Source organism: Bacillus sp. V3B (assembly GCF_024494465.1).
Classification (GTDB): domain Bacteria; phylum Bacillota; class Bacilli; order Bacillales; family Cytobacillaceae; genus Bacillus_BD.
This window is the reverse complement of the sequence record NZ_JAETXM010000010.1, coordinates 77,070-100,348: the sequence shown is the minus strand read 5'-3', so window position 1 is coordinate 100,348 and position 23,279 is coordinate 77,070. Positions and strand designations below refer to the sequence as shown.

Sequence of the window (23,279 nt, the reverse complement as noted above, 5' to 3'; positions counted from 1 at the left end):
ACTATATAATCTAGGAGGAAGAAAAAATGAGAGTAAAAATCACGTTAGCATGTACTGAGACAGGGGACCGAAATTATATTACGACAAAAAATAAGAGAAACAATCCTGACAGAATTGAACTTATGAAATACTGTCCACGCTTAAAAAGACGTACTTTACACCGTGAAACAAAATAATCATCTCTTTATAGCACATTGATATGCTCCCCTTTAGGTAGACAGATTAAAAAACAAAAATCTGGCTACTGATAGGGGAGTATTTTTTATGTCTAAAAGGTCTTATTCTGTAGAGGATCGGGGTCTTTTATCTTTATAAAGAAATGTGACTTATAAAAAGAGGTGTGATATACCTGAAAAGGATCTTAATTCTCTTTCTACTTGAATAAATGATGAATGATATGAAGAAACTTATTATAAAAAAACAAAAGAGTTAGAATTAAGACATTGTGAGCGCCGATTTTACGCTATTGGCAGGATATGAGATAATTAAGCCGGTCAACTTCAAGATATCTTGAAGGAACCGGTGTTAATTCCTCTACTTAGTGCTTTTAAAATAGACTTTTTTATTGTTTTCTAGTGGATGAAAAGACGTCTTAAAGGATTGGATTCAGACTGGATTGATAAATCAAATTTTTGCAAATAGATTGATACCTTTGAATGAATCGTGATATAATAAAATAATACACTTTATTGCATAAAAGCATAAAAGCGCAAGAATATAAAAGGTAAAATGACTAAACAGTAGGATAAACAGGAGGAATTTACTATCATGGAACATAAGAGTAAAATTTTAGATTGTACTATTCGTGACGGAGGTTTGGTTAATAATTGGGATTTTAGTGTTGAATTTGTGCAAGACCTATATAATGGTTTAAGTGAGGCTGGTGTTGAATATATGGAGATTGGCTACAAAAACTCTCCTAAGCTTCTTAACGCAACTGAGCCCAATCCATGGAGATTTCTTGACGATAACTTCTTGAAAGAGATTATCCCTGAGAAGAAATTCACAAAGCTATCTGCTCTAGTCGATATTGGGCGTGTAGATCCAAACGACATTTTACCACGTGAGCAAAGTGTTTTAGATATGATTCGAGTGGCGTGTTATATCCGCGAAGTGGATAAAGGATTGGAGCTTGTAAAAATGTTTCATGATTTGGGCTATGAAACTTCACTTAACATTATGGCTTTATCTAGTGCACCTGAAAATCAGCTTATTGAAGCGTTTAAAATGGTGCAGGAAAGTCCCGTAGATGTTGTTTATATCGTTGACTCCTTTGGAAGTTTAGATCCTGTGGATATTGAGCATCAAGTGAAAAGGTTTCAAGAGATGCTCCCTAACAAGCAGCTTGGAATTCATACGCATAACAATATGCAGTTAGCATTTGCCAATACATTAACGGCGATGCGAAATGGGATTACTTTCCTTGACTCGTCTGTTTATGGTATGGGTCGTGCGGCTGGTAATTGTCACACAGAACTTCTTGTTAGCTACATACAAAAAACAAGCTATGAGCTTAAGCCAGTTCTTGGTGTAATTGAAAAGCATATGTTAGAAATGCGTCAAAAATGGGAGTGGGGCTATATCATTCCTTACATGATTTCTGGTGTACTGAATGAACATCCACGTGTCGCCATGGCCTATCGTGATAGCGTTGATCGTGACAAATTCGTAGATTTTTATGACAAGGTAACATCACCTGAAGCCAGTCTGGCTCCAGTGTCGAAATAGGTTCAATGACTAAAAGTACCTCTCTTAGTAGGGGTGCTTTTTTGTCTTTACTAAATCATTTATATATTTAGAAGAAACTTGTCAAAAAAGGAGCATTTACTTAGGTAAAAGCAGGTGCTCCTTCAATGGAGAATGCATGATTAGCTTTGCCAGTTTTTTAGATTTATATATAGTTATTTTTGAAAAATTATAGTTTTTCGATTAAAAAAGTAACTTCTTTCCAACTCTTGAATAATTTCATAAATAATTACGCATCCTAATATGAGTTTAGGAGGTGAAAGTATTTGCCACAGCAACAAACTAACAAAAGTGAGAAACAAAAAGGTGAATTAATTACTAATCGACAAGGTTCAGAATATCACAGCGAGTACGCGGACAATGTTCCAGATTATAGGACTAATACTACGGACGAATCAAATACTATATGTTCATCTGAACAAGAAGAATTCGATGATCCAGTAATCCGAGCAACCATCCAGAAATTCAACTATGAACTAGCAAATGAAGAAAATAACCAATGTTAAATTTAATAATCCTCCCAGGCTAGAATAAATATATCGATATATTTATTCTAGCCTGGGAGGATTATCATTTTTTTATTCTTGTTAAAAAATTTTACAAAAAAGAGATAGTAAAGGAGAAAGGTGAAATCTTAGGTTTATTCAAAAATCAATTAAAGAAATTTGGAGATGGAAGAAAAAATGAATTCAAAATTAAGGAAGTCCATGACATTTTTGCTAGCTGTTTTGCTATCAGTTCTACTCATGGTACCACAGGCAAGTGCGGTAAAGAGAGGAACGGCTAGCGCTGAAATCGAATCACGAGTTAAAGAACACCTAAAGATAAATGGAAAAGAGTTCAGAGATCTAAATGGTAATGGAAAACTTGATGCTTATTCCTGAATTTCCAGAATTTAAAGAAGGCAAATTAGTATTGCCGAATAAATTTATTGATCAAAATACACGTTATTTCATTTTCCGTGAAACTCCGAGTGCAGCTGTTATGGCAACCTATAATAATCAGCTTATGTTTTTGTCTGAGCTATCTAGAGCTGTCCAAGTTCATTTTGGGGCTTAAGAGAAATTGATTAAAGCATTAAAGAAAGTAACGGTTTATTTTAGTGCAATAAGAAAGAGTAAACCCAATAATTTGAGGTTTACTCTTTCCAGACTGTTGAGAAAGTTCCAATAGAGTAACTCTATTGGAACTTTCATTTCACGTCTTTCTAAACGAGGGATGTACTCTCTCGTAATTTTTAAAATATTAAACCTCTAGAGAATATTGTCGAATGGTAGTTAATTTAACTAAATAAAAAAATTATTGTTAAAATTTTGATAAATAGCTTTACAGATCTTTCATTTAGGTGTAAATTACACATATAGACTTGAATGATGGAGAGGTACATAATGACAACAGGCAATATAGTGTCTGATAAGAAAACAACCATCAAAAGAGGATAAAGTAATGACTTCCATGCCAAAGTGCCTGTCCTCGTTTTAAGTCTCCGTGAGTACAGAAGCTGGTTACCGTATACATGGATATGTTTTTACCACCTAAGACGACTTTACAACAGGAATATGAAGAAAATAAGCAATAGTTTGCTGAATCACACAAAAAGTGAATCTGCAGTTTTACCAGTAATTATCATAATATTCTTTAGGAGGTTTTTTTAATGGCACAAAGTACAAAAAGTCCAGAAGTAGCAAAAAATCCAGGAGTGGTAAAAAGTTCAGAAGTAGCAAAAAGTTCAGAAGTAGCAAAAAGTTCAGAAGTAGCAAAAAGTTCAGGAGTAGCAAAAAGTCCAGAAGTAGCAAATCTAAGTGAGTCCCTACTAAATACTTGGGCAGAAGGTTTAGACAGAGTTTGTACAACTCAAAAAGAATTAGAAGACCTATTTCTTCAAGCTTTAGAAAATCAAAAGGAATTATGGGGAAAATTTAATAATGATGATTCTCGAATTGAAGAGGAACAGAAAAAATTATTCGAAGATTTTCGTGAATCTACAAAATTAAATCTTCAATCAGTATTTGGTCAATCTGCAAGTAACGTATTTGATCAATTTAGTTCACAGGTTGAGGTAGTGAGTAATCGTCTACAAGAATTAACGTTAAAACCATATAGAGAAAGTCTTAGTTTATTTAGTCAGTCCCAAGATCAATTCAAACAATCCGTTCAAAATAGCTTTGAACAGCAACAAAAAATTCGTGAAGAATTTAAAAATCAAATTAAGTCCACTCAACAAACGTATTTTAAATTATATGAAGAGAATATGAAAATAGCTTTAAGTTTATTTAAATAAACAGCGTTTTTCCGCTGTTTCAGATTGTCGACAAAAGGGGTTCGGAATGGTTTCATTCTGAACTCCTTTTGATATTTTCGGTTCTGGTGCAAATACCAAGACAAATTGATGAACCCAACGCATAATCGTTGTGTTTATCAGTATGGTCCTGAATTAGACAAATGGGTCCGTCGTCATCGGAGTAGATGGCGCAGGTAATCCAGTAGGTTTTAATTCACTTAATACAGAAATTATAAGGCTTCATATTGATACAAATGAAATAGAATTGATTGCCAATAATTTCGAAAAATATTTAGATAAGGCACTAAATAAGGAGATAAATATACATTTTTGAAAAGGTCTTATTCAACGGGTGCAGATTCCTAAATAAGAATTACATCTTTTTTTTCATTTAGGCTTAGGTATCGATGGGTTAGAGGCTATCCTCAAAAGTCATCTTATTATTAACTTTTGGGACAGTCCTGTCCCTGTATTCTGTCCCTCAGTCTTTCCTCCCATTTTAATTCCCAAAGATATTTCTTAAGAATTCACCGATACCGCTGGACTTTGATTTCTTGCTCTCTGCATTATAAGATAGTCCAAATCCGTAACCATATTTGTCACCGGATTTTGCTTGATATACATAGGAAGGGGATTCATCAAAGCCTGGTACGTCCCCTTTTTCATTTGTCACTGCTTCCTGGTTTGTTGGAATTGTAAATGGAAGTTTTCCTGTCGGATTGAATTTACCTCGGATAACATCTAGGATCGCATCGGTTTTTACACCAAATGTTCCAATCACGGCTGCCGCATTTGGTTCAATTTCATTAATCAGCCATGGACTACGAAATCTGATCAAAGTAATGGTTGGAACTGTTTTTTGAATTTCAACAATTCGATCCACATTAGGAACGGATGTTTCTGGCCCGATTGTAATCTGTGGTTCTTTTGTAAAAAGGTCCTGTATTGGCTGTATCCAAACAATTGCATACGTGGCTTCTTCAAGACGATTCGTCAAAATGATATTCGGGTCATAATTTTGAATGGCTTTTCTAAAATCTTCCGTATCAATATCGTCTTTCCCTCCTGGGAATATCGCTGCATAAAGTTTCATATCTTTTATCTTTTCATCATCTAAAGGTAAAAGCTGCGCATCATTACATAATAAAACGACAGACTTTCGATGGGCGAGGTCCGCTTTTTTCCGTGATTCTGGATCATTTACCACTTCGAGTGCATGATTTGGATCAACATACGGATTTTCAAAAAGACCTAAATTCATCATTTCTGTTAGTAACAATGTCACCGATTGGTTGATTGGTTCTACTGATATCAACCCTTGCTTAACAGCATTGATAATCGGTTTTGGATCTTTGGCCCCTGCAAAAATATTCGTTCCAGCCTCTAATGCTTTAGCAAATCTTTCTTCCGTTGATAAATGTTCGACACCCCATGCACGATCAAGTACTGCCCCGGTATCCGTGTTAACATAACCTCTAAAACCAAGCTCATGACGTAATAGGTCTGTAATAAATGCTTTATTAAATGTAAAACCTACTTCTTCAAATTGCTGATTTACATTAATAGGAGGCAAACCTTGATCTGCACTCTTATTACTTGGATACGCATAATAAGGCATGATAGACGTTGTTCCAGCTTCGATTGCAGCTTTAAATGGAGGGATGTGATATTTTAATAAACTCCCTTTTGTTGGATAAATATTGAATTTACCTTCTTCAAAATGGGGATCCCTTCCATCATTACGTGCACCACCGCCTGGAAAATGCTTGGTAGACAGCGAAACACTATCCCGGCCAAGCTCCTCACCTTGAAATCCTTTGATTAATGTATAATTGATGTCTGAAACGAGCTTTGGATCTTCTCCGAATGTTTCTAAAATTCTTGTCCATAATGGATCAGTGGCAACATCTGCCGTATAGCCATACATTTTACGCAACCCTGAAGACGCCCATTCTTTCCGTGCAATTTGGGCGTAATCTTTAATTAAGTCGATATCTTGAGTTGCTGCAAGCCCTAAATGATTTGGCCATATGGAAAAATAACCTGGCTCTTCTGAAGATTTGACATAATATTGACTGGCTTCTTCCACCTTTTCTAATTCTGTAATAGTAGTAAAATGGTTTCGAGGATTAGAAATTAAGACAGCTGGAATACCTAGTCTTGTACCTTCGGCAATTTCCTGCAGCTGGTTATTATCTTTTGCAATAACATCTGCAGTAGGAGTTTTCCGATAGACATAATAACGTGTATTTTGCTCAACGAGATTATTCGGCTGTTCCATTTTCTCGTCTTCAATGTCACGATATTCAGGAATCATCATCAAGCCAGCTTTTTCTTCAAGTGTCATTTTAGAGACAAGATCAGACACCCGTTTGTCTATAGGTAATTCCCAGTTTTCATAATCATCAAGTTTACCGTTCTCATTCAAATCTTTAAACAATTTTCCATTGATAGTAAGTGTTTCTTTTACCCGCGCTACGACCTGTGGGTTACTATTTTGGGCATCCACTGAAGGTATGATAAAAAGAAAAGATAAAACCATTGTAATTAAATAAGTGAGAGCCTTTCTTCGTTTCAAATTCATCATTTTCCCTCATTTCAATCATTCTTTTTAGGTTAATGGATTAGTCTCTATTATTTTCCTTTAATATTTCTAAATTAGGAGAAATTATCCACGCAATGGTGAGATAAACGAAAATTGTAAAAAAAAGGTTATTTTCTGCAGATGAAGGTAATTTACTAGATTAACTTCAACTTTACAACGGAGGATAGGAATGATGGAACCAGGTTTTTCCGAAACAGATACATTGATACTCCTACATGCGTCTTATTTGACAGAAATAAGAGGTATGACGCTAGGTGAAGCCGGCTGAATCTAACCTAAATCATCATTAATTCGATGACATGGTTAGGGATAGGTCGGATGGCTATAATTTGTCTATGGTGAGAATGACCATTGGGTCTGACAAAGTTTCGAATGTAAGGGTCTAAAACGTTATAATGTGTGAAAACCATTACTAGTTTATACACTAGGTAAGTTATCGAAGAGTAAGAATGCCCGTTATGAAATTCGTGAAGTAGACAAAGGTACTGAAAAACTTACAGGCTTAGAGAAACCACCTAACGACATTAATGGAAGGCTTAAGATAGTAGGAACAAGGAAAGCAAGGAACGTTGAAACAAGGGCTGTCACCTGAAACGGGTGCTATAAGACAATTGTCGAAGTGCATTTATCCTTGTGAGGGTATAGGGGTACGACTGATGAACCTCCTGTAATGGGAGTGGAGGAACAGCCCCAAGTCTAGCGAAATGAAACGATTATTTTCCAAGCGTTCATCGCACCGATCGGGTAGGAACGTGGGGATTTCCACAGTGCGAGCTGCAGATCCGAACAACTGGGGAGCCATATTACTAAGGAACTTTTTGAATTAATAACGTATTAACGCAACAGGAAGTTGAACAAGTTATCAATCGAATAGTTTAAAGTTAAAGCATTTCTTTGTAATAAGGAATGCTTTTTATCTTTGTCTAAAATCCGAAGTATATAACAATAAAAAAAGGATGCAAATAGATAAAAATATATTGTAAAACAATAAAATGAGTGTTAATATCAAATCGAAAATAAATAAGAGAGGTGCTTTTTATGAAACGAGGTTCAACGTTGTTTTTAAAGTTAGCTGTTTTGGTTATTGGAGCTCCAGTTCTTGCTTTATGCATATTTATGGTACCTATGATAGCTAAGAATGTAGCAGAAGGCATTTCAGGGTGGGATTATGTGATACTTGGCATTTTAACAATTATATATGTATCGGCGATACCATTTTACGTTGCGTTGTATCAGGCATTTAAACTTTTAAGATATATCGACAAGAACAAAGCGTTCTCGGAATTGTCTGTAAGAGCTTTAAAGAAAATAAAAAACTGTGCAATCACAATCAGCGGTTTGTATGTAGTCGGCTTGCCACTTTTCTATATCTTTGCGGAGCTAGACGACGCCCCAGGTGTCGTAATAATCGGGATGATGCTTGTTTTTGCCCCGATGGTGATTGCAGTCTTTGCTGCTGTTCTCCAAAGGCTTTTACAAGAAGCTATTAATATAAAATCAGAAAATGATTTAACGGTCTGAGGTGAATAACATGGCGATTATAATCAATATTGATGTGATGCCTGGCTAAAAGGAAGATGAGCGTAACGGAACTCTCAGAGAAGGTTGGGATCACGATGGCGAATCTCTCTATATTGAAAAATGGGAAAGCGAAAGCAATTCGATTATCAACTTTAGAGCCAATTTGTAAAGCTTTAGAATGTCAGCCTGGAGATATTTTAGAATATAAAAGGAACGAAGACACTCAAGGGTAATAATGAACTAAGCAGGTGCTTTAGATACCACCTGCTTTACACTTCAATAAATTGATGAAATGGATAGGCTACACTTAGTTGGACGGAATTTTTAAGGTCAAGTAGACTACAGATACTACATTTGAGGAGAATCTACATGGCCAAAAGAGAACGCCGAACATTTACGGAAGAATTCAAACAACAAATCGTGCAGCTGTACCAAAATGGGAAACCAAGAAAAGAGATTATTCGTGAGTATGACCTGACTCCTTCGTCTTTGGATAAGTGGGTGGGTCAGAGTCAGAACTCAGGTTCTTTTAAGGAAAAAGACAATGTAACCGATGAACAAAAGGAACTGATGGAACTCCGAAAGTGAAATAAGCAACTCGAAATGGAAAATAACATTTTAAAGCAAGCCGCGCTGATACTAGGACGAAAGTAAATGTGATCAAGAATAATCAACATAAATACTCGATATCAGCCATGTGTAAGGTCCTGCAAATCCCTAGAAGCACCTATTATCATGAGGCGAAAGAAAGATCAACAGAGGATGATATTACTTCGGATATAATCGATATTTTCCATACGAGCCGTCAGAATTATGGAACACGTAAAATTAAAGTAGAACTAAAGAAACGTGGTCTCATCGTTTCTAGACGAAGAATTGGCCGTATTATGCAAGAGCAGGGCCTTATCTCATCGTATACTGTAGCTCAATTTAAGCCTCATACCAAACTCATGTAATGAATCCGAACAGAAAAATGAACTGAACCGCGCGTTCGATCAGGAAGAAGAAATGACAGTGGTCGTAAGCGATTTGACCTACGTAAGAGTCAATAAAAAATGGCATTACGTAGGTGTATTTGTCGATCTCTTTAATCGAGAAATCGTAGGCTTCAGTACAGGATCAAACAAAGATGCATTACTCGTCTATCGTGCATTCGCCTCCATCAAGGTCGATCTCCGTAAAATCCAGCTTTTTCATACGGATCGTGGAAATGAGTTTAAAAATAAGCTGATGGACGATGCTTTAAAGACATTTCATATTCAACGATCTTTAAGCATGAAGGGCTGTCCGTATGACAATGCCGTAGCTGAAGCAACGTTGAAAATCATCAAAACAGAGTTTGTGAAAGGTCAACATTTTAATCGTTTAGAAGAATGAACAAGGGAATTACAGGACTATGTCCATTGGTTTAATCACATACAAATTCATGGGACACTTGGTTATGTAAGTCCGATTGATTACAAACTTGAACACCTTAAAAAAGTTGTCTAGTTTAGTGTTGACATACCAGATACGATATATAAGAGGCAGGATACTTGAAGAAGGAAAAGAGTGAACTTTACGTAGGTTCAACACATTACTTCAACAAGTATGCATATGTTGAATACTGATGAGAGAACAAAGTCAGCATTTTGTTGGCTTTTTATATTGCAGTAAGATGATATTACGAGGTAACACCATAAACTATGTTTAAAAATAAATGACTGGGCTAGCAGGATTCGAACCTACGCATGACAGAGTCAAAGTCCGTTGCCTTACCGCTTGGCTATAGCCCAACGACATTCTTATAATGACCTTTTTACAAACTAATTACTCATTTTAAATTCTTTTATCTAGAAGCTGACCTTTATAGTCAGCTTCTAAATAGAAAGTATTATTGTTGTTGATTTTTTTGTTGTTGAGCTTGTTGTACTTGCTGAGTAGCTTGTTGCAGTTGTTGTTGAGCTTGCTGTAACTGTTGTTGCTCTTGTGGGTTAGCCTGCTGAGTAGCTTGTTGTACTTGTTGTTGAGCTTGTAGCAACTGTTGTTGAGCTTGTTGCATTTGTTGTGGATTAGCTTGTTGTGTAGCTTGCTGAATAGCTTGTTGAGCTTGTTGTACTGCTTGTTGGGCTTGTTGTACTTGTTGGTTGTTTGGCATTAAAAAATCCCCCTAGTAATTTTGTGTTTGCCGTGTATGGCAGTAGTTAGTATAAGGAAAGTTACAAAAATAATTCAATGAATTTCAAGCCTTTTTATTACTGATTATGAACAGGTATAGTTTACTAAAATATATTTTTTTATAATCTTCAAAGTATAATCGGTTTTTGTGAAGAAATGTACTTAAACAAACGGGTAGCTTTAATTGAGGAAGGATCGTCAAAAGGCGATCCTTTTTTGTAAGAGTAAACAAAATCGTACAAATGTTTACTTTCAGAAAATCTGACAAGGTATACCTTTTGGGAAAAAAACGTTGCAACCATTTTCCAAACAAAAAAAAAACAAAAGTACTAAAATTCAATTTTGGTCCATCAATTTTGTAATTTGGTACTAGAAAATACGATTTTTCTCTTCAGAAAACGCAATTTTGTGGCTAGAAAATTGATTTTTCGTATTTTTACAAACGTATAGATAGATTGTATTCTATGGAAAACAAAGTGAAAGAAGGTATGCGAAATGGGAGTATGTTGTGGAGCTTGTCATGTCGAACTAAAAAATGATGATCTAGTTGTTCTGGATGATCTAGGGGTTTTAAGACACGAACGATGCTACGATTACGCGAATTACCTGCATTTGATTGATACGGTGGGAGCATTTGAATCTGTAAGAGGGAGACTTCCAGACTTTTTGATTTCCACTTATAAGCAAATAATCGCGATGGACGAAGATGAGCAACACTTTCCTGAAGAAATAGAGGATGAAGAAGTAATAGAAATTTGGGCTAATATGTTCAAAGAATGAAATGCTTTACTAATAAAATTGTATTACAGATTCGGTAGAATTCATTTTCTGTATAGATAGCCATTTCTATAAAGGTATCACTTTGAAATCCAGCTACGATATGCATAATAAACCCTCATTTCCACGATCCGTATGAAAAAGCTGTGTAAAAAAGATGCCAAACCCCCACTGCGGTATTGCTTTACTGCAGTGGGGGTTTGGCACACTGGCCTTTTTAACGTGATACTGTATATAAGAAGCAGGTTAGTACAATAAGAGAAGATTACAAAAAAGAGCATCTATACTCAAATAATCTCTTTAATTTATATGTATTATTTTATTTGAAAAGTATAGGAGTCCTTAATTTCTTTAGCGTTCTTTAGTTCCCTTAGCATTTCTTTGATAAACCTTATTTGTTCCTCGGTAATAATAAAATCCGTAAGACGATCCTCAAAATGAGTAATACGTCTATCCAACTCCTCTAAAGTAAGATTAACAGTATTCTTCATAAACCCACCAACTCCTCTTATTAAATTTGTATATAATTAATCATATCATTACATAAATATAGTAAAAATTTTCAGTTTATGGGATTTAGATAGGAACCACCTGACCTTTTCATTATAAAACACTTTATTGTTGTCCGAATATATAAAAATTGAACATTTTTTGAATATTTATAGTATTTTGAATAACTAGATTTATTTTCTTATTCCACTAAATCAGCTAGTTTAATCAGAAATGATAAAAAATATGTTTATAACATTGCACTAATGGAATATTGAGGGGGATGGTAGTGGCAAATCCAAGTGAAGGTTTTTTGGATATAATTGGTTTGGACAAAAATATAAGAGATAAAGCTAATTTAAAGGTTTTGATTGAAAATCCTTCAGGAGAACCTAACAAAGAAATTTTGTTTAACCTATTTAATTTTATAAAAAAAGTAAAGGAGATTACTATATCTTCAAATGCACGGTAGAGGAAGAAAAACATATTAGTTCTGTTGAATCAAAGGTTCATGACTTATTGAAGAATCACATAAAAGATTGACAAAAAAGCATTTCTTGTCTTGTAAGAGATGCTTTTTTTGTCCTTATGTAAACAGTCTCATAGCTTATAACTTAGGTAAAATTCTCCTTGAACCTAGGAACAGCCATGAACAAAGAACAAAAGGCATTGTTAAGGCAGGGAGCCCATATGGTAAAAGCCATATGCTGATGGCTGCTGTTATAGGTACTGTTAAACAAGCAGCGATTATACCTGATAATGGTATAAAACGGTTATGTTTACTATTAAAAACTGCAGATACAGCTAAAATGGTTAAAATGGCATTATATCCATAAAGTCCTAACATAATTAAAGTGTGCTCCCCGCCCAAAACGTATGATGTGAGTAAGGCAACAGCATTCCCAATTATCGCATAAAAACCAAGTTTTCTTCCTGCCCAAAATACAGCAATAAAAATTAAAATTCCCGGTATAGCATCACTAAGGAAAAATACTTGCCCAATTCCGTTAAATATTCCGTCTAGCAAATTGATCTCTCCTGCTATGTTTAGTTCCCAGTTTGTTAAGTCTTGAGGTACTAATGTAGAACTTAACTTAATACCATTTAATTTGTAAGAAGCAAGCAGTATAAACCATGTAAGGATAATAAAGGGTAATGTAAGAATGGGCATTTCTGTATTTTTCATAAAATGCATGATGGCTGCTGTAAGAATTGTAGCTACAGCTGATCCAGCTAAAGCAAAAATCCACATATAGGGTCCGTTTAAGAATAATGCCAGTGCAATTCCTGTTAATACGGAATTATATCCTAATAAACCTTGATTAAGAATCTTTTCATCTGCGCCCCCCATTTTCCCCACTAAGGTACCTATGATTGAAGATAATAAAGCAATAATTCCTAAATAATAAGAGAAAATTGTTATTGCTATTAGGATAATAAATCCAGTGATCGCATTTTCAATTAAGATAACTTGAGAGATCCCCTTGAAGGATGCCGATATAAAAGGAAACAATGTTCCCTCCCTTAATGAATTTTGTTTGTTATTTTGCATAATAAACTCCTTTTTAAATATTTATAATTTCAATGCCGTCCAAAAAGACAAAAATACATTTTGATTACGAATATCATATTGTTTTTTGGGGTTATAGTGCGTATTTTTCGAATGATGAATGTGTAAATTTTTTTAGAATCCTAGTTAATAATTAAATTGTAAATGAACGAGTGATACTAAAAAATGATTGTTTCCTCTTACAAGTGAATAAAATCCCCTCATTTTGGCATCCTCTTTACTTAGTGGGGTTTTTTTTATTTATTTGTCAGTACAAAGTATAAGGAGGTTTTACAATGCAATTATTACCACGTGAGATAGATAAGCTCATGATCGTTGTGGCAGCTGATCTTGCTAAACGACGAAAAGAAAGAGGTTTGAAATTAAATTACCCAGAAGCAGTAGCAATTATAACCTATGAAGTGTTGGAAGGAGCACGGGATGGAAAAAGCGTTGCAGAATTGATGGAATATGGTGCAACAATTCTGTCACGCGAAGATGTGATGGAAGGTGTTTCAGAAATGATTGATGATATTCAAGTAGAGGCTACTTTTCCTGATGGAACAAAACTTGTGACTGTACATAGTCCAATTAAATAAAAAGGGACAGGAGGTATATTTAAATGGAACCGGGACAATTATTTCTAAAAGAGGAAGACATCATTTGTAATGCCGGAAGAACAGCATCTAAACTGACTGTAACGAATACAGGAGACCGCCCAGTTCAAGTAGGATCGCATTTTCATTTTTATGAAGTGAATGAAGCCCTTCAATTCACTAGACAAGAAGCATTTGGAAAGCGACTGAACATTCCATCAGGGGCAGCTGTTCGTTTCGAGCCTGGCGATGAAAAAGAAATTGAACTAGTGCCTTACACCGGAGAACGCCGTGTGTATGGATTTAACAATAAAGTGGACGGCTCAGTAGAAAAGGGGGATAACAAATGAGTTTCAAGATGTCAAGAAAGCAATACGCTCAAATGTATGGTCCAACTACAGGAGATTCTATTCGTTTAGCGGATACGGACTTAATCATTCAAGTTGAGAAGGACTACACATCGTATGGTGATGAAGTTCTGTTCGGTGGCGGTAAGGTTATTCGTGATGGAATGGGACAAAATCCCCTAGCAACACGAGCTGATGGAGCAGCAGATGTAGTCATTACGAATGCTGTAATTTTAGACTACATCGGTATTTATAAAGCAGATATTGGAATCCGTGATGGGAAGATCTCTGGAATCGGAAAAGCTGGAAATCCTTTAGTTATGGATAAGGTGGATATCATCATTGCTGCAAGTACAGAAATTATTGCTGGTGAAGGCATGATTGTGACTGCCGGTGGAATTGACGCACATGTTCATTTTATTAATCCAGATCAGGTTAGAACAGCGTTAGCTTCAGGACTCACTACCCTTATTGGAGGAGGAACAGGTCCTGCTGCAGGATCAAAAGCCACAACGGTTACACCAGGTGAATGGCATATCCACCGAATGCTCGAAGCAGCAGAAGGAATGCCCATTAACGTTGGATTTACAGGAAAAGGACAAGCTGCTTCCGAAGATCCACTTGTGGAGCAAGTACGCGCAGGTGCAATTGGATTGAAAGTTCATGAAGACTGGGGATCAACCGCTTCAGCTATCGACTATGCATTACGTGTAGCGGAAAAATACGATGTACAGGTCGCTCTTCATGCGGATACCTTAAATGAAGGCGGATTTATGGAAAATACGATGGCAGCTCTTAAAGATCGTGTGATTCATATGTACCATACAGAAGGTGCAGGCGGCGGCCATGCTCCAGATTTAATCAAATCAGCCGGATTTATGAATGTTCTGCCATCATCTACTAATCCGACCCTACCATATACAATAAATACGGTAGACGAGCATTTAGATATGCTAATGGTATGTCATCATTTGAACCCATCAGTCCCTGAAGACATAGCTTTTGCTGATTCACGTATTAGACGTGAAACCATTGCTGCTGAAGATGTTCTTCAAGATATGGGTGTATTTAGTATGGTTAGTTCAGATGCCCAAGCGATGGGAAGGATTGGCGAAGTGATTATACGTACATGGCAAACAGCCGATAAAATGAAGAAACAAAGAGGAACGATGGAAGGAGACAGCAAGCTTTCTGATAATAACCGTGCGAAACGTTATGTGGCAAAATATACGATCAATCCTGCAATCACTCACGGTATTTCTGAATATGTCGGTTCGATCGAAGTAGGGAAAATTGCCGATCTTGTTATTTGGAATCCAGCATTTTTTGGCGTAAAGCCTGAGATGATTATTAAAAATGGCTTTGTTGTAGAAAGCTTAATGGGAGATGCGAACGCATCTATTCCAACGCCGCAGCCTGTTATTTCTCGTCCGATGTACGGACAGCTTGGAAAAGCTCTATTTAGTACTTCCATTACATTTACTTCACAAGCTGCTTTTGACGATAAAGTGCATGAAAAGCTTGGATTACAAAAAATGATTCTCCCAGTTCGCGGCATTCGGAAATTAACGAAGAAGGATATGAAGTTGAATTCCGAAACTCCCGAAATAACGGTTGATCCACAAACCTATGAAGTAAAAGTAAACGGAGAATTAATTACATGCGACCCTGTTGACAGGGTACCGATGGGACAGAGATATTTCCTATTTTGAGGTGAAAGATATTGATAGTTGAACAAATCATAACAAATATTGAAAATATGGACAAAGAAGAAATTGAAAAACATCATATTGAAAAAGTCTACCTCGAAAGCGCTCATTTAGTGAAACGCATTCAACGAGTGACGACAGATCATGGTAAAGAAATTGGTATACGTTTAAAAGAACCGCGCGACCTTGTTGCTGGTGATGTTCTACATATAGATGATAAAAATCTAATCATGATAGATGTTTTATCGGATGACTTATTAGTCATCCAACCACGCAGTTTGAAAGAAATGGGAACAATCGCCCATCAATTAGGGAATCGTCATCTGCCGGCCCAATTTGAAGAAAACGATATGCTTGTTCAGTATGATTACCTTGTAGAAGAATTACTTCAAGGCCTGCAGGTTCCTTATAAACGTGAAGATAGAAAGGTAAAACAGGCATTTCGCCATATCGGACATAGCCATGAATCATAATATTCTGTCTTTATTTCAACTATGTGATTCAAATTTCCCCACAGGGGCTTTTAGTCATTCGTACGGTCTTGAGAGTTATATTCAAGAAGATAAAGTCCGTGATCAAGCAACATTCCTACAATGGCTTCATGCGTATATACACGAGCAACTCATCTATTCAGATGGGCTTGCTTCTCGCCTTGTCTATGAAGCATTAGAAAAGGAAGATTGGCAAAAAGTGTGGAAATTAGATCGTATGCTGATGGTTCAAAATTTGCCGCGTGAAACGAGAGAAGGGACCCAAAGAATAGGTGAGCGGATGTTAAACCTTGTTGAATCTCTTTATGATATACCTATTCTTTCAATATACCGGGAGCGTATTAATAAAAAGCAATCATTTGGTCATTCAGCGATTGTTTTTACGATTATAGGTCATCATCTGAGAGTTCCCCAATTAACAACCACCCTGTATTACTTGTATTCTACCGTCTCAAGTCTTGTACAAAATGCGGTGCGTGCGATTCCTTTAGGGCAAACGGCTGGTCAGAAAACGATTCAAGAATTTCAGGGTGCTTTAACCAAAGCAACAGAAAAAATCCAGAGTTTAGATGAAGAAGATTTTGGGATTGTTTCTCCAGGTTTAGAGCTATCTCAGATGAAACATGAACGTGTGAATATTCGTATTTTTATGTCTTAATAAAAAGGAAGTGTTAGTGATGAAACCAATTAAGATTGGTGTAGGAGGGCCTGTTGGGGCAGGAAAAACAATGTTAGTTGAAAAGTTAACCCGTCATTTGAAAGATGAAATTAGTATGGCGGCTATAACGAATGATATTTATACAAAAGAAGATGCGAAATTCTTAATACAAAATGGGGTACTTCCTGCAGATCGTATCATAGGTGTAGAAACAGGTGGGTGCCCTCATACGGCAATACGTGAAGATGCTTCTATGAATTTTGCAGCCATTAATGAATTAAAAGCAAAGCATCCAGATGTTGAGCTTATTTTTGTGGAAAGTGGCGGGGATAACTTGGCGGCTACATTTAGCCCTGAGCTTGTTGACTTTTCGATCTATATTATTGACGTTGCTCAAGGGGAAAAAATCCCACGTAAAGGTGGGCAAGGAATGATCAAATCTGATTTATTTATCATTAATAAAATAGATTTAGCTCCTTTCGTTGGGGCAAGCCTAGATGTCATGGAATCAGATACGAAGGTTTTCCGTGGGGAAAAACCATTTGTTTTTACAAATTTAAAAGATAACACAGGTCTTGATCAAGTCATTGACTGGATTAAGAAAAATGTACTATTAAAAGGAATGGAATAAGGTGGAGGACTGGACAGGAGTTCTGCGTTTGGGTGCCGAAGAAAGGAATGGAAAGACCGTTGCAAAGAATGTGTATTTCCAAGGGGCATATAAAGTCATGCGTCCCATTTATCATGATGAATCTGGACAAGCCTGTTATTATATTTTAAATCCGGGCGGAGGCTATCTAGACGGCGATCGCTATCAAATGAAGATTTCATTAGAGAAACAAGCGAAGCTAACGTTAACAACCCAATCGGCCACTAAAATATATAAGACACCGCATTCACATGCTTATCAGGAAGCGGAGTTTAACCTGAAGGAAGGCAGTTATCTCGAATATATTCCCGATCCGCTTATCGGTTATCAAGATGCACGATATAAACAAAAAAATGTGATCCATATGGAAAAAGGATGTACACTCCTTTACTCAGATATCATTACCCCTGGATGGTCTCCTAGTGGAGAAAAGTTTAGTTATGATAAGCTTCAATTAATAAATGAAATCTATATGGAAAATGAGCTGGTCGTATATGATCATATAAAATTAAGTCCTGCTACGCAAAATATAAATGCCCTGGGTTTAATGGAAGGTTATTCTCATTTAGGCTCCATGATTATAGTGGACGAAAAAACGAATCATGACCTTCTTGATCGTTTATATGAGGCTGTTCCTAACCAGACAAAGGAATATAAAATAGGCTTATCACTATTGCCTATCCCAGGGTTTACCGTACGGGTACTAGCAAATGCGACACAAACCATTGAAAGAATATTTTCCGAATTTCATAATATAATTAGCCAAGAATGGTTTAACAAAACCCCGAGTTTTTTAAGAAAATATTAATGTTCATAACCCAGCAATGAATACAGTTGCTGGGTTTTAATAAGAGAAGATAGGTGGAGGAGGAATCTTTATGGAAGTTACATTATTCTCAGTTTTAGCACTGGGTTTTATTTTGGGGATCAGGCATGCGATTGAACCAGACCACGTAATTGCTGTATCAACAATCGCAAGTCAAAGCAAAAAGTTATGGCACGCTTCTTTAGCAGGAGTATTTTGGGGAATTGGTCACACTATAACATTATTCATCATCGGTATTATTCTTATTCTTATGAAGGGAGAAATACCAGAGAAGTGGGCGATGTCTTTAGAATTTTTAGTAGGAATCATGCTTGTTTATCTTGGAGTTAAAACGATTCTTTCTTTCAAAAATATCCATATACATCATCATCAACATGATGGAGATAAGCATAAACATGTCCATTCCCATCAAAATAGTGGTGAACATAAGCATAAACACCATCATAAAAACACCACGTATTTACAATCAACGTTCATTGGCTTAGTTCATGGTTTGGCAGGGAGTGGTGCTATGGTTCTATTAACAATGAGTACAGTGAAGAATGTGGAAGAAGCGGCCATTTATATCCTTCTATTTGGCGTAGGAACAGTCATTGGTATGCTTTTCTTTACAACGATTATTGGAATTCCATTTGTATTGAGCAAGAAGCGTAAAACAATGAGTAGGCCACTAGGAATTACAACAGGTATCATTAGTACTGTTTTTGGTGTGTACTATATGTATAATTTAGGTGTTAATAACGGTTTGTTTAACCTGTGGATTTAAGAACTGGATACATATGGAACGGTTAACAGTGACATCTAAGACAATTTAGAATTTAGGGTTTCCACAATTTAAAGATCGAGATGAATATTATAAATACTCTTGGATATGCGATTTTCGGTGCTCTTGATCGAAAGCCTTGTTCTGGATACGAATTAGCGCAATATCTAGAGGTAGTATGGCCAGCAAAACATAGTCAAATACATCCTATGTTAACCAAAATGGAGCAGAAAGAACTCCTGGTACATGAGCATGTAGAACAAACGGGAAAACCCGATTTTACTGGTGGTAAAGGAGAAGATGGAGAGTATGCTGAATCAGAAGTAACAAAAATTTTGAAGTAACCTGGAGAAAGAATGGTTGAATAATTATTCCTTCTTTAAGTAAAGTGCGCATTTCTCTAATAAGGAATGCGTCAATTTCATTTAAGGGCGCACTTCTTGAATTAGAAGGCGTCTTTCTGAATTGGGTCTGAAGAATTTAGTAATTTTAAGATTAAGGCCATATTTTAGTTTTAACGACATTAATTTAGAATGATATATGGCTGTTTAGATGAGAAAAGAACTAAAATACTCCTAAATACTAACTCATTCGCAGTATTACTATTTTTTTATTACGTTCCAGTCCAAGTACCTTTTCAGCTCAAAAATGACGTTCTTTACGGAAAAAATAAAATCCTTCAATTACTTTGAACATGTGATGATTAATTAAGAAAGTTATATTGATACTAGTAATAGTAATGTTTAGTTAATTTACATGAAAGTATGAGGAGTTGCTTTATGAAACGAAAAAACATTTTTAGATGGACTATTTTGATGTTGATCCCTATTTTGTTCCTAGGACAGGATAGATTGACAGGTATTTCATCTAAAGTAAATGCTGAAAATAGTTCTGATATTGTAACGATAACGGAGGGAACTAATATTACTGTTGCTGTTTCCCCAGATCATAGTCAACTTGTGATGGATTTACAGGGAGTTTTATGGACATTGCCCATGACAGGTGGGACTGCCAAAATAATTACTGATACATATGTCGATCCTTCCTTTCCAGATTGGTCACCAGATGGGAAACGAATTGCGTTCCAATCCTATCAAGGAGGAAATTACCACATCTGGTCCATGAACCCTGATGGGTCTGATATGCGCCAAATTACTTTTGGTAACTATGACGATCGTGAACCATCTTACTCTCCTAATGGAACTAAAATTGCCTTTTCGTCAGATCGTGGAGGAAGTTATGATATTTGGGTATTAGATTTAGCAACGAATGAACTTAAGGCTTGGACGAATACAACAAGTGAAGAGTATCAACCAACATGGTCACCAGATGGCAGTGAAATTGCTTATATAGATGGCGAACAACTCAAAGCCGTTGATGTATCTGGAAATATTCGTACAGTTGTAACAGAAGAATCGGGGACAATCTCGAATCCATCTTGGTCACCAGAAGGCAAAGACATTGCCTATGTTGTGAAAGATGGATTACAAAGCAACTTAAAGATCTCAGGAAAACAAGTGACAAGCAATGAAGATGTATTCCCTTTTCCTGTTGAATGGCTGTCAACAAATGAAATCGCATACACGGCTGATGGTCACATTAAAACAAGAAAGCTAGATCAGGAAAAGGCAGAAACCATTCCGTTTCGTGCAGACATTTCGTTAGACCTGCAAGAGTATCAAATGAAAAAACATGATTTTGATTCCCAGAAACAGAAGGATGTAAAAGGAATTGTTGCACCTAAACTATCACCGAATGGAAAGCAAATCGTATTTGTAGCTCTTAATGATCTTTGGTTATTAGACGTTGGCAAGGGAAAGCCTCGTCAATTGACAGATGACTCTTATATGGAGCTTGATCCAACATGGTCTCCAGCTGGAAAGCAGATTGCTTATTCATCTGATAAAGAAGGGACAGAAGATATTTATCTTTTAAACGTGGCTTCAGGTAAGGAACAACGATTAACAACATCCGACAGCGCTGAATTTGCTGCTGCATGGTCTCCGGATGGAGAGAAGATCGCTTATCAAGATGAAAATGGCAAAACTTATACGGTCAATATTAGTACGGGAGAGACAAAACAAGTAATAGAAAGCCTAAACTTACCTGGACCTCCTACATGGGGACTTGATAGTAAAGCCATTGCATTAGCTGCGATTAAAACGTATTCAAATCGATTCCGTGAAGGAACAAACCAAATTTATGTCGTTAATACGGAAACAGGGACGAAAAACTTCGTTGACCCAATTCCTTTCAAATCATTGAGTAACCGAAATAACTCGGGACCCGTATGGTCTCCAGATGGAAAACAAATGGCCTTTATTATTGAAAGTCAGCTTTGGGTGATGGCGGTTGATGAAAATGGACAGCCAAAAGGAGAGCCTCGACTCCTTTCAGACGAGATTGCCGATTCACCTAGCTGGAGTGGGGATTCAAACACATTGATGTACCTATCAAAAGGAGATTTGAAACTCATTTCCATCAATGGAGGTCCATCACAAACAGTCTCTTTTACGCTGAAATGGAAGCCTCAGCTTCCAAGCGGAAAGAAGGTGATTCATGTTGGAGGCCTATGGGATGGGGTCAGCACCGAATTGAAGAAAAATGTTGATATTACGTTGCAAGGTAACCGAATTGTCGATATTCAACCGCATAAAAAAGAGCATAATGGACAGGTAATCGATGCGAGCAAACTAACCGTGATTCCAGGATTGTGGGATGCACATATTCATCAGCAGCTAGGTCGGTCTCATTACGGTTCTAGACAAGGACGTCAATTACTCTCTTTTGGAGTGACAAGCACCGTTTCAATGGGAGATTTTGCGTATGAAGCAATGGAGGATCGTGAAGCAATCCAATCTGGAAATCGGGTAGCTCCACGTTATTTTGCATCAAGTGAACTGATCGAGGGTTCACGCGTGTACTATAGCAATATGAGACCTACCACTTCTTTAGAGGCGGTTAAACGAGAAGTGGAAAGAGCTAGTTCCCTAGAGGTAGATCTTTTGAAAACCTATGTGAGACTTCCAAGTGATCACCAAGATTATGTGATTAATAAAGCTCATGAAATGGGAGTACCTGCGTTTTCACATTACTTTTTTCCGGCCATGGCCTTTGGCCAAGATGGCATATCCCATCTTACGGCTACACAGCGTCTAGGGTTTTCCCGAACGGTGAGTCCGAGTGGATATGCCTATGAAGATGTCGTGAAACTTACTGGTGAATCCGGAATGTCTGTCACGTCAACACTGTCACTGTCTGCTAATATTAATATGCTTGGATTCTATCCTAAAATCATTTCAGATCCACGTATTGAAAAATTGTATACACCTTGGCAATATCGTTCGATTAGGAGTAAGTATGAAGCTGCTTCAACGAAAGATCAAGAGCGTGTTGCCAAGTATGTGGCGATATTAAAGGATATGATCGATGCGGGTGGTGTAGTGATAAACGGTACGGATTCACCGCTGGTACCTATAGGTTTCAGTCTGCATGCAGAACTTATGGCTATGACAAAATATGGAATGACCCCATATGAAGCATTACGTACTGCCACGTATTACCCAGCGAAAAAGATGGGTGTTGAGGAGGATCTAGGTACCATTGAGCTAGGAAAGATTGCAGATCTTGTATTCGTGAAGGGTAACCCATTACAAAATATAAAAGATACCATTAACGTCCAGATGGTTATGAAAGATGGTAAAGTATATTCAATCGATGAGATTATCGCTCCATTTAATAAATAATAGATGTTTATTAAATGGATTAGAATCGTTTAATTGAATCAAGGTGGCCAATATCGGTCACCTTGATTTTTTTATGAAAAGGATCATATGGTACGTTTCTTGTCTGAAAAATATTCTCTTTGTGTTACTGTTCAGAAAGTCATCAATTTCTGAATACACCTTCTATAAGCTTATTTATTTCTTAGTCTGTGTTAATGATTGTTGTTGAAAAGAGGCCACACACCGGAGACTATTTTAAAGCATCAACAATATTGTTTAATAGAGCCATCTCTTAAGAAAAAATTATAATCTTAAGGTTTATATACCAATAAAATCAATCGGAATAGACTGATTTATACTTACAAATCATATCTTGTTACGATATAATGA

At 36.6% G+C, this 23,279-nt stretch carries 22 protein-coding genes, 1 tRNA gene and 2 pseudogenes; 20 read left to right on the top strand and 5 right to left on the bottom strand.

Annotated elements, in window-relative coordinates:
* The first annotated feature begins 26 nt into the window (after window positions 1-26).
* From rpmG to JMM81_RS12930, 5 genes are all read left to right on the top strand, one after another.
* Window positions 27-176, top strand: a complete 150-nt coding sequence (gene rpmG / locus JMM81_RS12950) for a 50S ribosomal protein L33 (RefSeq protein WP_084347913.1) — start codon at window positions 27-29, stop codon at window positions 174-176.
* Between the two features lie 592 nt (window positions 177-768).
* Window positions 769-1,728, top strand: coding sequence for an aldolase catalytic domain-containing protein (locus tag JMM81_RS12945; protein WP_256241993.1), 960 nt, complete (start codon window positions 769-771; stop codon window positions 1,726-1,728).
* A gap of 284 nt (window positions 1,729-2,012) precedes the next feature.
* The gene (locus JMM81_RS12940) at window positions 2,013-2,252 is read left to right on the top strand and encodes a hypothetical protein (RefSeq protein WP_256241992.1); all 240 of its coding nucleotides are present in this window, start codon (window positions 2,013-2,015) and stop codon (window positions 2,250-2,252) included.
* 346 nt (window positions 2,253-2,598) lie between these two features.
* The gene (locus JMM81_RS12935) at window positions 2,599-2,805 is read left to right on the top strand and encodes a hypothetical protein (RefSeq protein ID WP_256241991.1); all 207 of its coding nucleotides are present in this window, start codon (window positions 2,599-2,601) and stop codon (window positions 2,803-2,805) included.
* Between the two features lie 595 nt (window positions 2,806-3,400).
* Window positions 3,401-4,027 (top strand): hypothetical protein, encoded by a 627-nt coding sequence (locus JMM81_RS12930; protein WP_256241990.1) that lies wholly within the window; start codon window positions 3,401-3,403, stop codon window positions 4,025-4,027.
* 499 nt (window positions 4,028-4,526) lie between these two features.
* On the opposite strand, the gene JMM81_RS12925 is transcribed toward JMM81_RS12930, so the two are convergent.
* Entirely contained in the window at window positions 4,527-6,614 is a 2,088-nt protein-coding gene (locus JMM81_RS12925) for a glycoside hydrolase family 3 protein (RefSeq protein WP_256241989.1), read from the bottom strand.
* A gap of 1,056 nt (window positions 6,615-7,670) precedes the next feature.
* On the opposite strand from JMM81_RS12925, the gene JMM81_RS12920 reads away from it, so the two are divergent.
* The 3 genes and pseudogenes from JMM81_RS12920 (at window position 7,671) to JMM81_RS12910 (ending at window position 9,644) form a co-directional block, all read left to right on the top strand.
* A complete protein-coding gene (locus JMM81_RS12920) occupies window positions 7,671-8,153 on the top strand; it encodes a DUF2975 domain-containing protein (RefSeq protein ID WP_256241988.1) in 483 nt (160 codons plus the stop codon).
* 10 nt (window positions 8,154-8,163) lie between these two features.
* Window positions 8,164-8,386 (top strand): annotated as a pseudogene (locus JMM81_RS12915) (helix-turn-helix domain-containing protein).
* Window positions 8,387-8,522: 136 nt separating this feature from the next.
* Window positions 8,523-9,644: pseudogene (locus JMM81_RS12910) on the top strand (IS3 family transposase).
* Window positions 9,645-9,856: 212 nt separating this feature from the next.
* On the opposite strand, the gene JMM81_RS12905 reads toward JMM81_RS12910, so the two are convergent.
* Both JMM81_RS12905 and JMM81_RS12900 read right to left on the bottom strand, forming a co-directional pair.
* Window positions 9,857-9,928: transfer RNA gene (locus tag JMM81_RS12905), tRNA-Gln, on the bottom strand.
* Between the two features lie 98 nt (window positions 9,929-10,026).
* Window positions 10,027-10,290 (bottom strand): hypothetical protein, encoded by a 264-nt coding sequence (locus JMM81_RS12900; protein ID WP_256241987.1) that lies wholly within the window; start codon window positions 10,288-10,290, stop codon window positions 10,027-10,029.
* Window positions 10,291-10,805: 515 nt separating this feature from the next.
* Here JMM81_RS12900 and JMM81_RS12895 point away from each other — a divergent pair.
* The gene (locus tag JMM81_RS12895) at window positions 10,806-11,090 is read left to right on the top strand and encodes a hypothetical protein (protein ID WP_256241986.1); all 285 of its coding nucleotides are present in this window, start codon (window positions 10,806-10,808) and stop codon (window positions 11,088-11,090) included.
* A 311-nt stretch (window positions 11,091-11,401) separates the two neighbouring features.
* Here JMM81_RS12895 and JMM81_RS12890 read toward each other — a convergent pair whose 3' ends face one another.
* Window positions 11,402-11,578 (bottom strand): hypothetical protein, encoded by a 177-nt coding sequence (locus tag JMM81_RS12890; RefSeq protein ID WP_256241985.1) that lies wholly within the window; start codon window positions 11,576-11,578, stop codon window positions 11,402-11,404.
* A 287-nt stretch (window positions 11,579-11,865) separates the two neighbouring features.
* On the opposite strand from JMM81_RS12890, the gene JMM81_RS12885 reads away from it, so the two are divergent.
* Window positions 11,866-12,048, top strand: coding sequence for a hypothetical protein (locus JMM81_RS12885; protein ID WP_256241984.1), 183 nt, complete (start codon window positions 11,866-11,868; stop codon window positions 12,046-12,048).
* A gap of 135 nt (window positions 12,049-12,183) precedes the next feature.
* Here JMM81_RS12885 and JMM81_RS12880 read toward each other — a convergent pair whose 3' ends face one another.
* Complete coding sequence (locus JMM81_RS12880) at window positions 12,184-13,128, bottom strand: urea transporter (protein WP_256241983.1); 945 nt, start codon at window positions 13,126-13,128, stop codon at window positions 12,184-12,186.
* A gap of 293 nt (window positions 13,129-13,421) precedes the next feature.
* On the opposite strand from JMM81_RS12880, the gene JMM81_RS12875 reads away from it, so the two are divergent.
* The 10 genes from JMM81_RS12875 (at window position 13,422) to JMM81_RS12830 (ending at window position 22,910) form a co-directional block, all read left to right on the top strand.
* Window positions 13,422-13,724, top strand: coding sequence for an urease subunit gamma (locus tag JMM81_RS12875; RefSeq protein ID WP_256241982.1), 303 nt, complete (start codon window positions 13,422-13,424; stop codon window positions 13,722-13,724).
* A 23-nt stretch (window positions 13,725-13,747) separates the two neighbouring features.
* The gene (gene ureB, locus JMM81_RS12870) at window positions 13,748-14,071 is read left to right on the top strand and encodes an urease subunit beta (protein ID WP_256241981.1); all 324 of its coding nucleotides are present in this window, start codon (window positions 13,748-13,750) and stop codon (window positions 14,069-14,071) included.
* Complete coding sequence (ureC, locus tag JMM81_RS12865; protein WP_256241980.1) at window positions 14,068-15,780, top strand: urease subunit alpha; 1,713 nt, start codon at window positions 14,068-14,070, stop codon at window positions 15,778-15,780. Before ureB ends, ureC begins: the two co-directional genes overlap by 4 nt.
* Before the next feature lie 11 nt (window positions 15,781-15,791).
* The gene (gene ureE, locus JMM81_RS12860; RefSeq protein ID WP_256241979.1) at window positions 15,792-16,250 is read left to right on the top strand and encodes an urease accessory protein UreE; all 459 of its coding nucleotides are present in this window, start codon (window positions 15,792-15,794) and stop codon (window positions 16,248-16,250) included.
* On the top strand, window positions 16,240-16,926 hold the full coding sequence (locus JMM81_RS12855) for an urease accessory protein UreF (protein ID WP_256241978.1): 687 nt from the start codon (window positions 16,240-16,242) through the stop codon (window positions 16,924-16,926). Before ureE ends, JMM81_RS12855 begins: the two co-directional genes overlap by 11 nt.
* A 19-nt stretch (window positions 16,927-16,945) precedes the next feature.
* On the top strand, window positions 16,946-17,557 hold the full coding sequence (gene ureG / locus JMM81_RS12850; protein WP_256241977.1) for an urease accessory protein UreG: 612 nt from the start codon (window positions 16,946-16,948) through the stop codon (window positions 17,555-17,557).
* 1 nt (window position 17,558) lies between these two features.
* The gene (locus JMM81_RS12845; protein ID WP_256241976.1) at window positions 17,559-18,383 is read left to right on the top strand and encodes an urease accessory protein UreD; all 825 of its coding nucleotides are present in this window, start codon (window positions 17,559-17,561) and stop codon (window positions 18,381-18,383) included.
* A 70-nt stretch (window positions 18,384-18,453) separates the two neighbouring features.
* Window positions 18,454-19,167 (top strand): HoxN/HupN/NixA family nickel/cobalt transporter, encoded by a 714-nt coding sequence (locus tag JMM81_RS12840; protein ID WP_256241975.1) that lies wholly within the window; start codon window positions 18,454-18,456, stop codon window positions 19,165-19,167.
* Between the two features lie 80 nt (window positions 19,168-19,247).
* Window positions 19,248-19,508: a PadR family transcriptional regulator gene (locus tag JMM81_RS12835; protein ID WP_256241974.1), complete on the top strand. Its 261-nt coding sequence runs from the start codon at window positions 19,248-19,250 to the stop codon at window positions 19,506-19,508.
* A gap of 435 nt (window positions 19,509-19,943) precedes the next feature.
* Window positions 19,944-22,910 (top strand): DPP IV N-terminal domain-containing protein, encoded by a 2,967-nt coding sequence (locus JMM81_RS12830; RefSeq protein WP_256241973.1) that lies wholly within the window; start codon window positions 19,944-19,946, stop codon window positions 22,908-22,910.
* The last annotated feature ends 369 nt before the right edge of the window (window positions 22,911-23,279 follow it).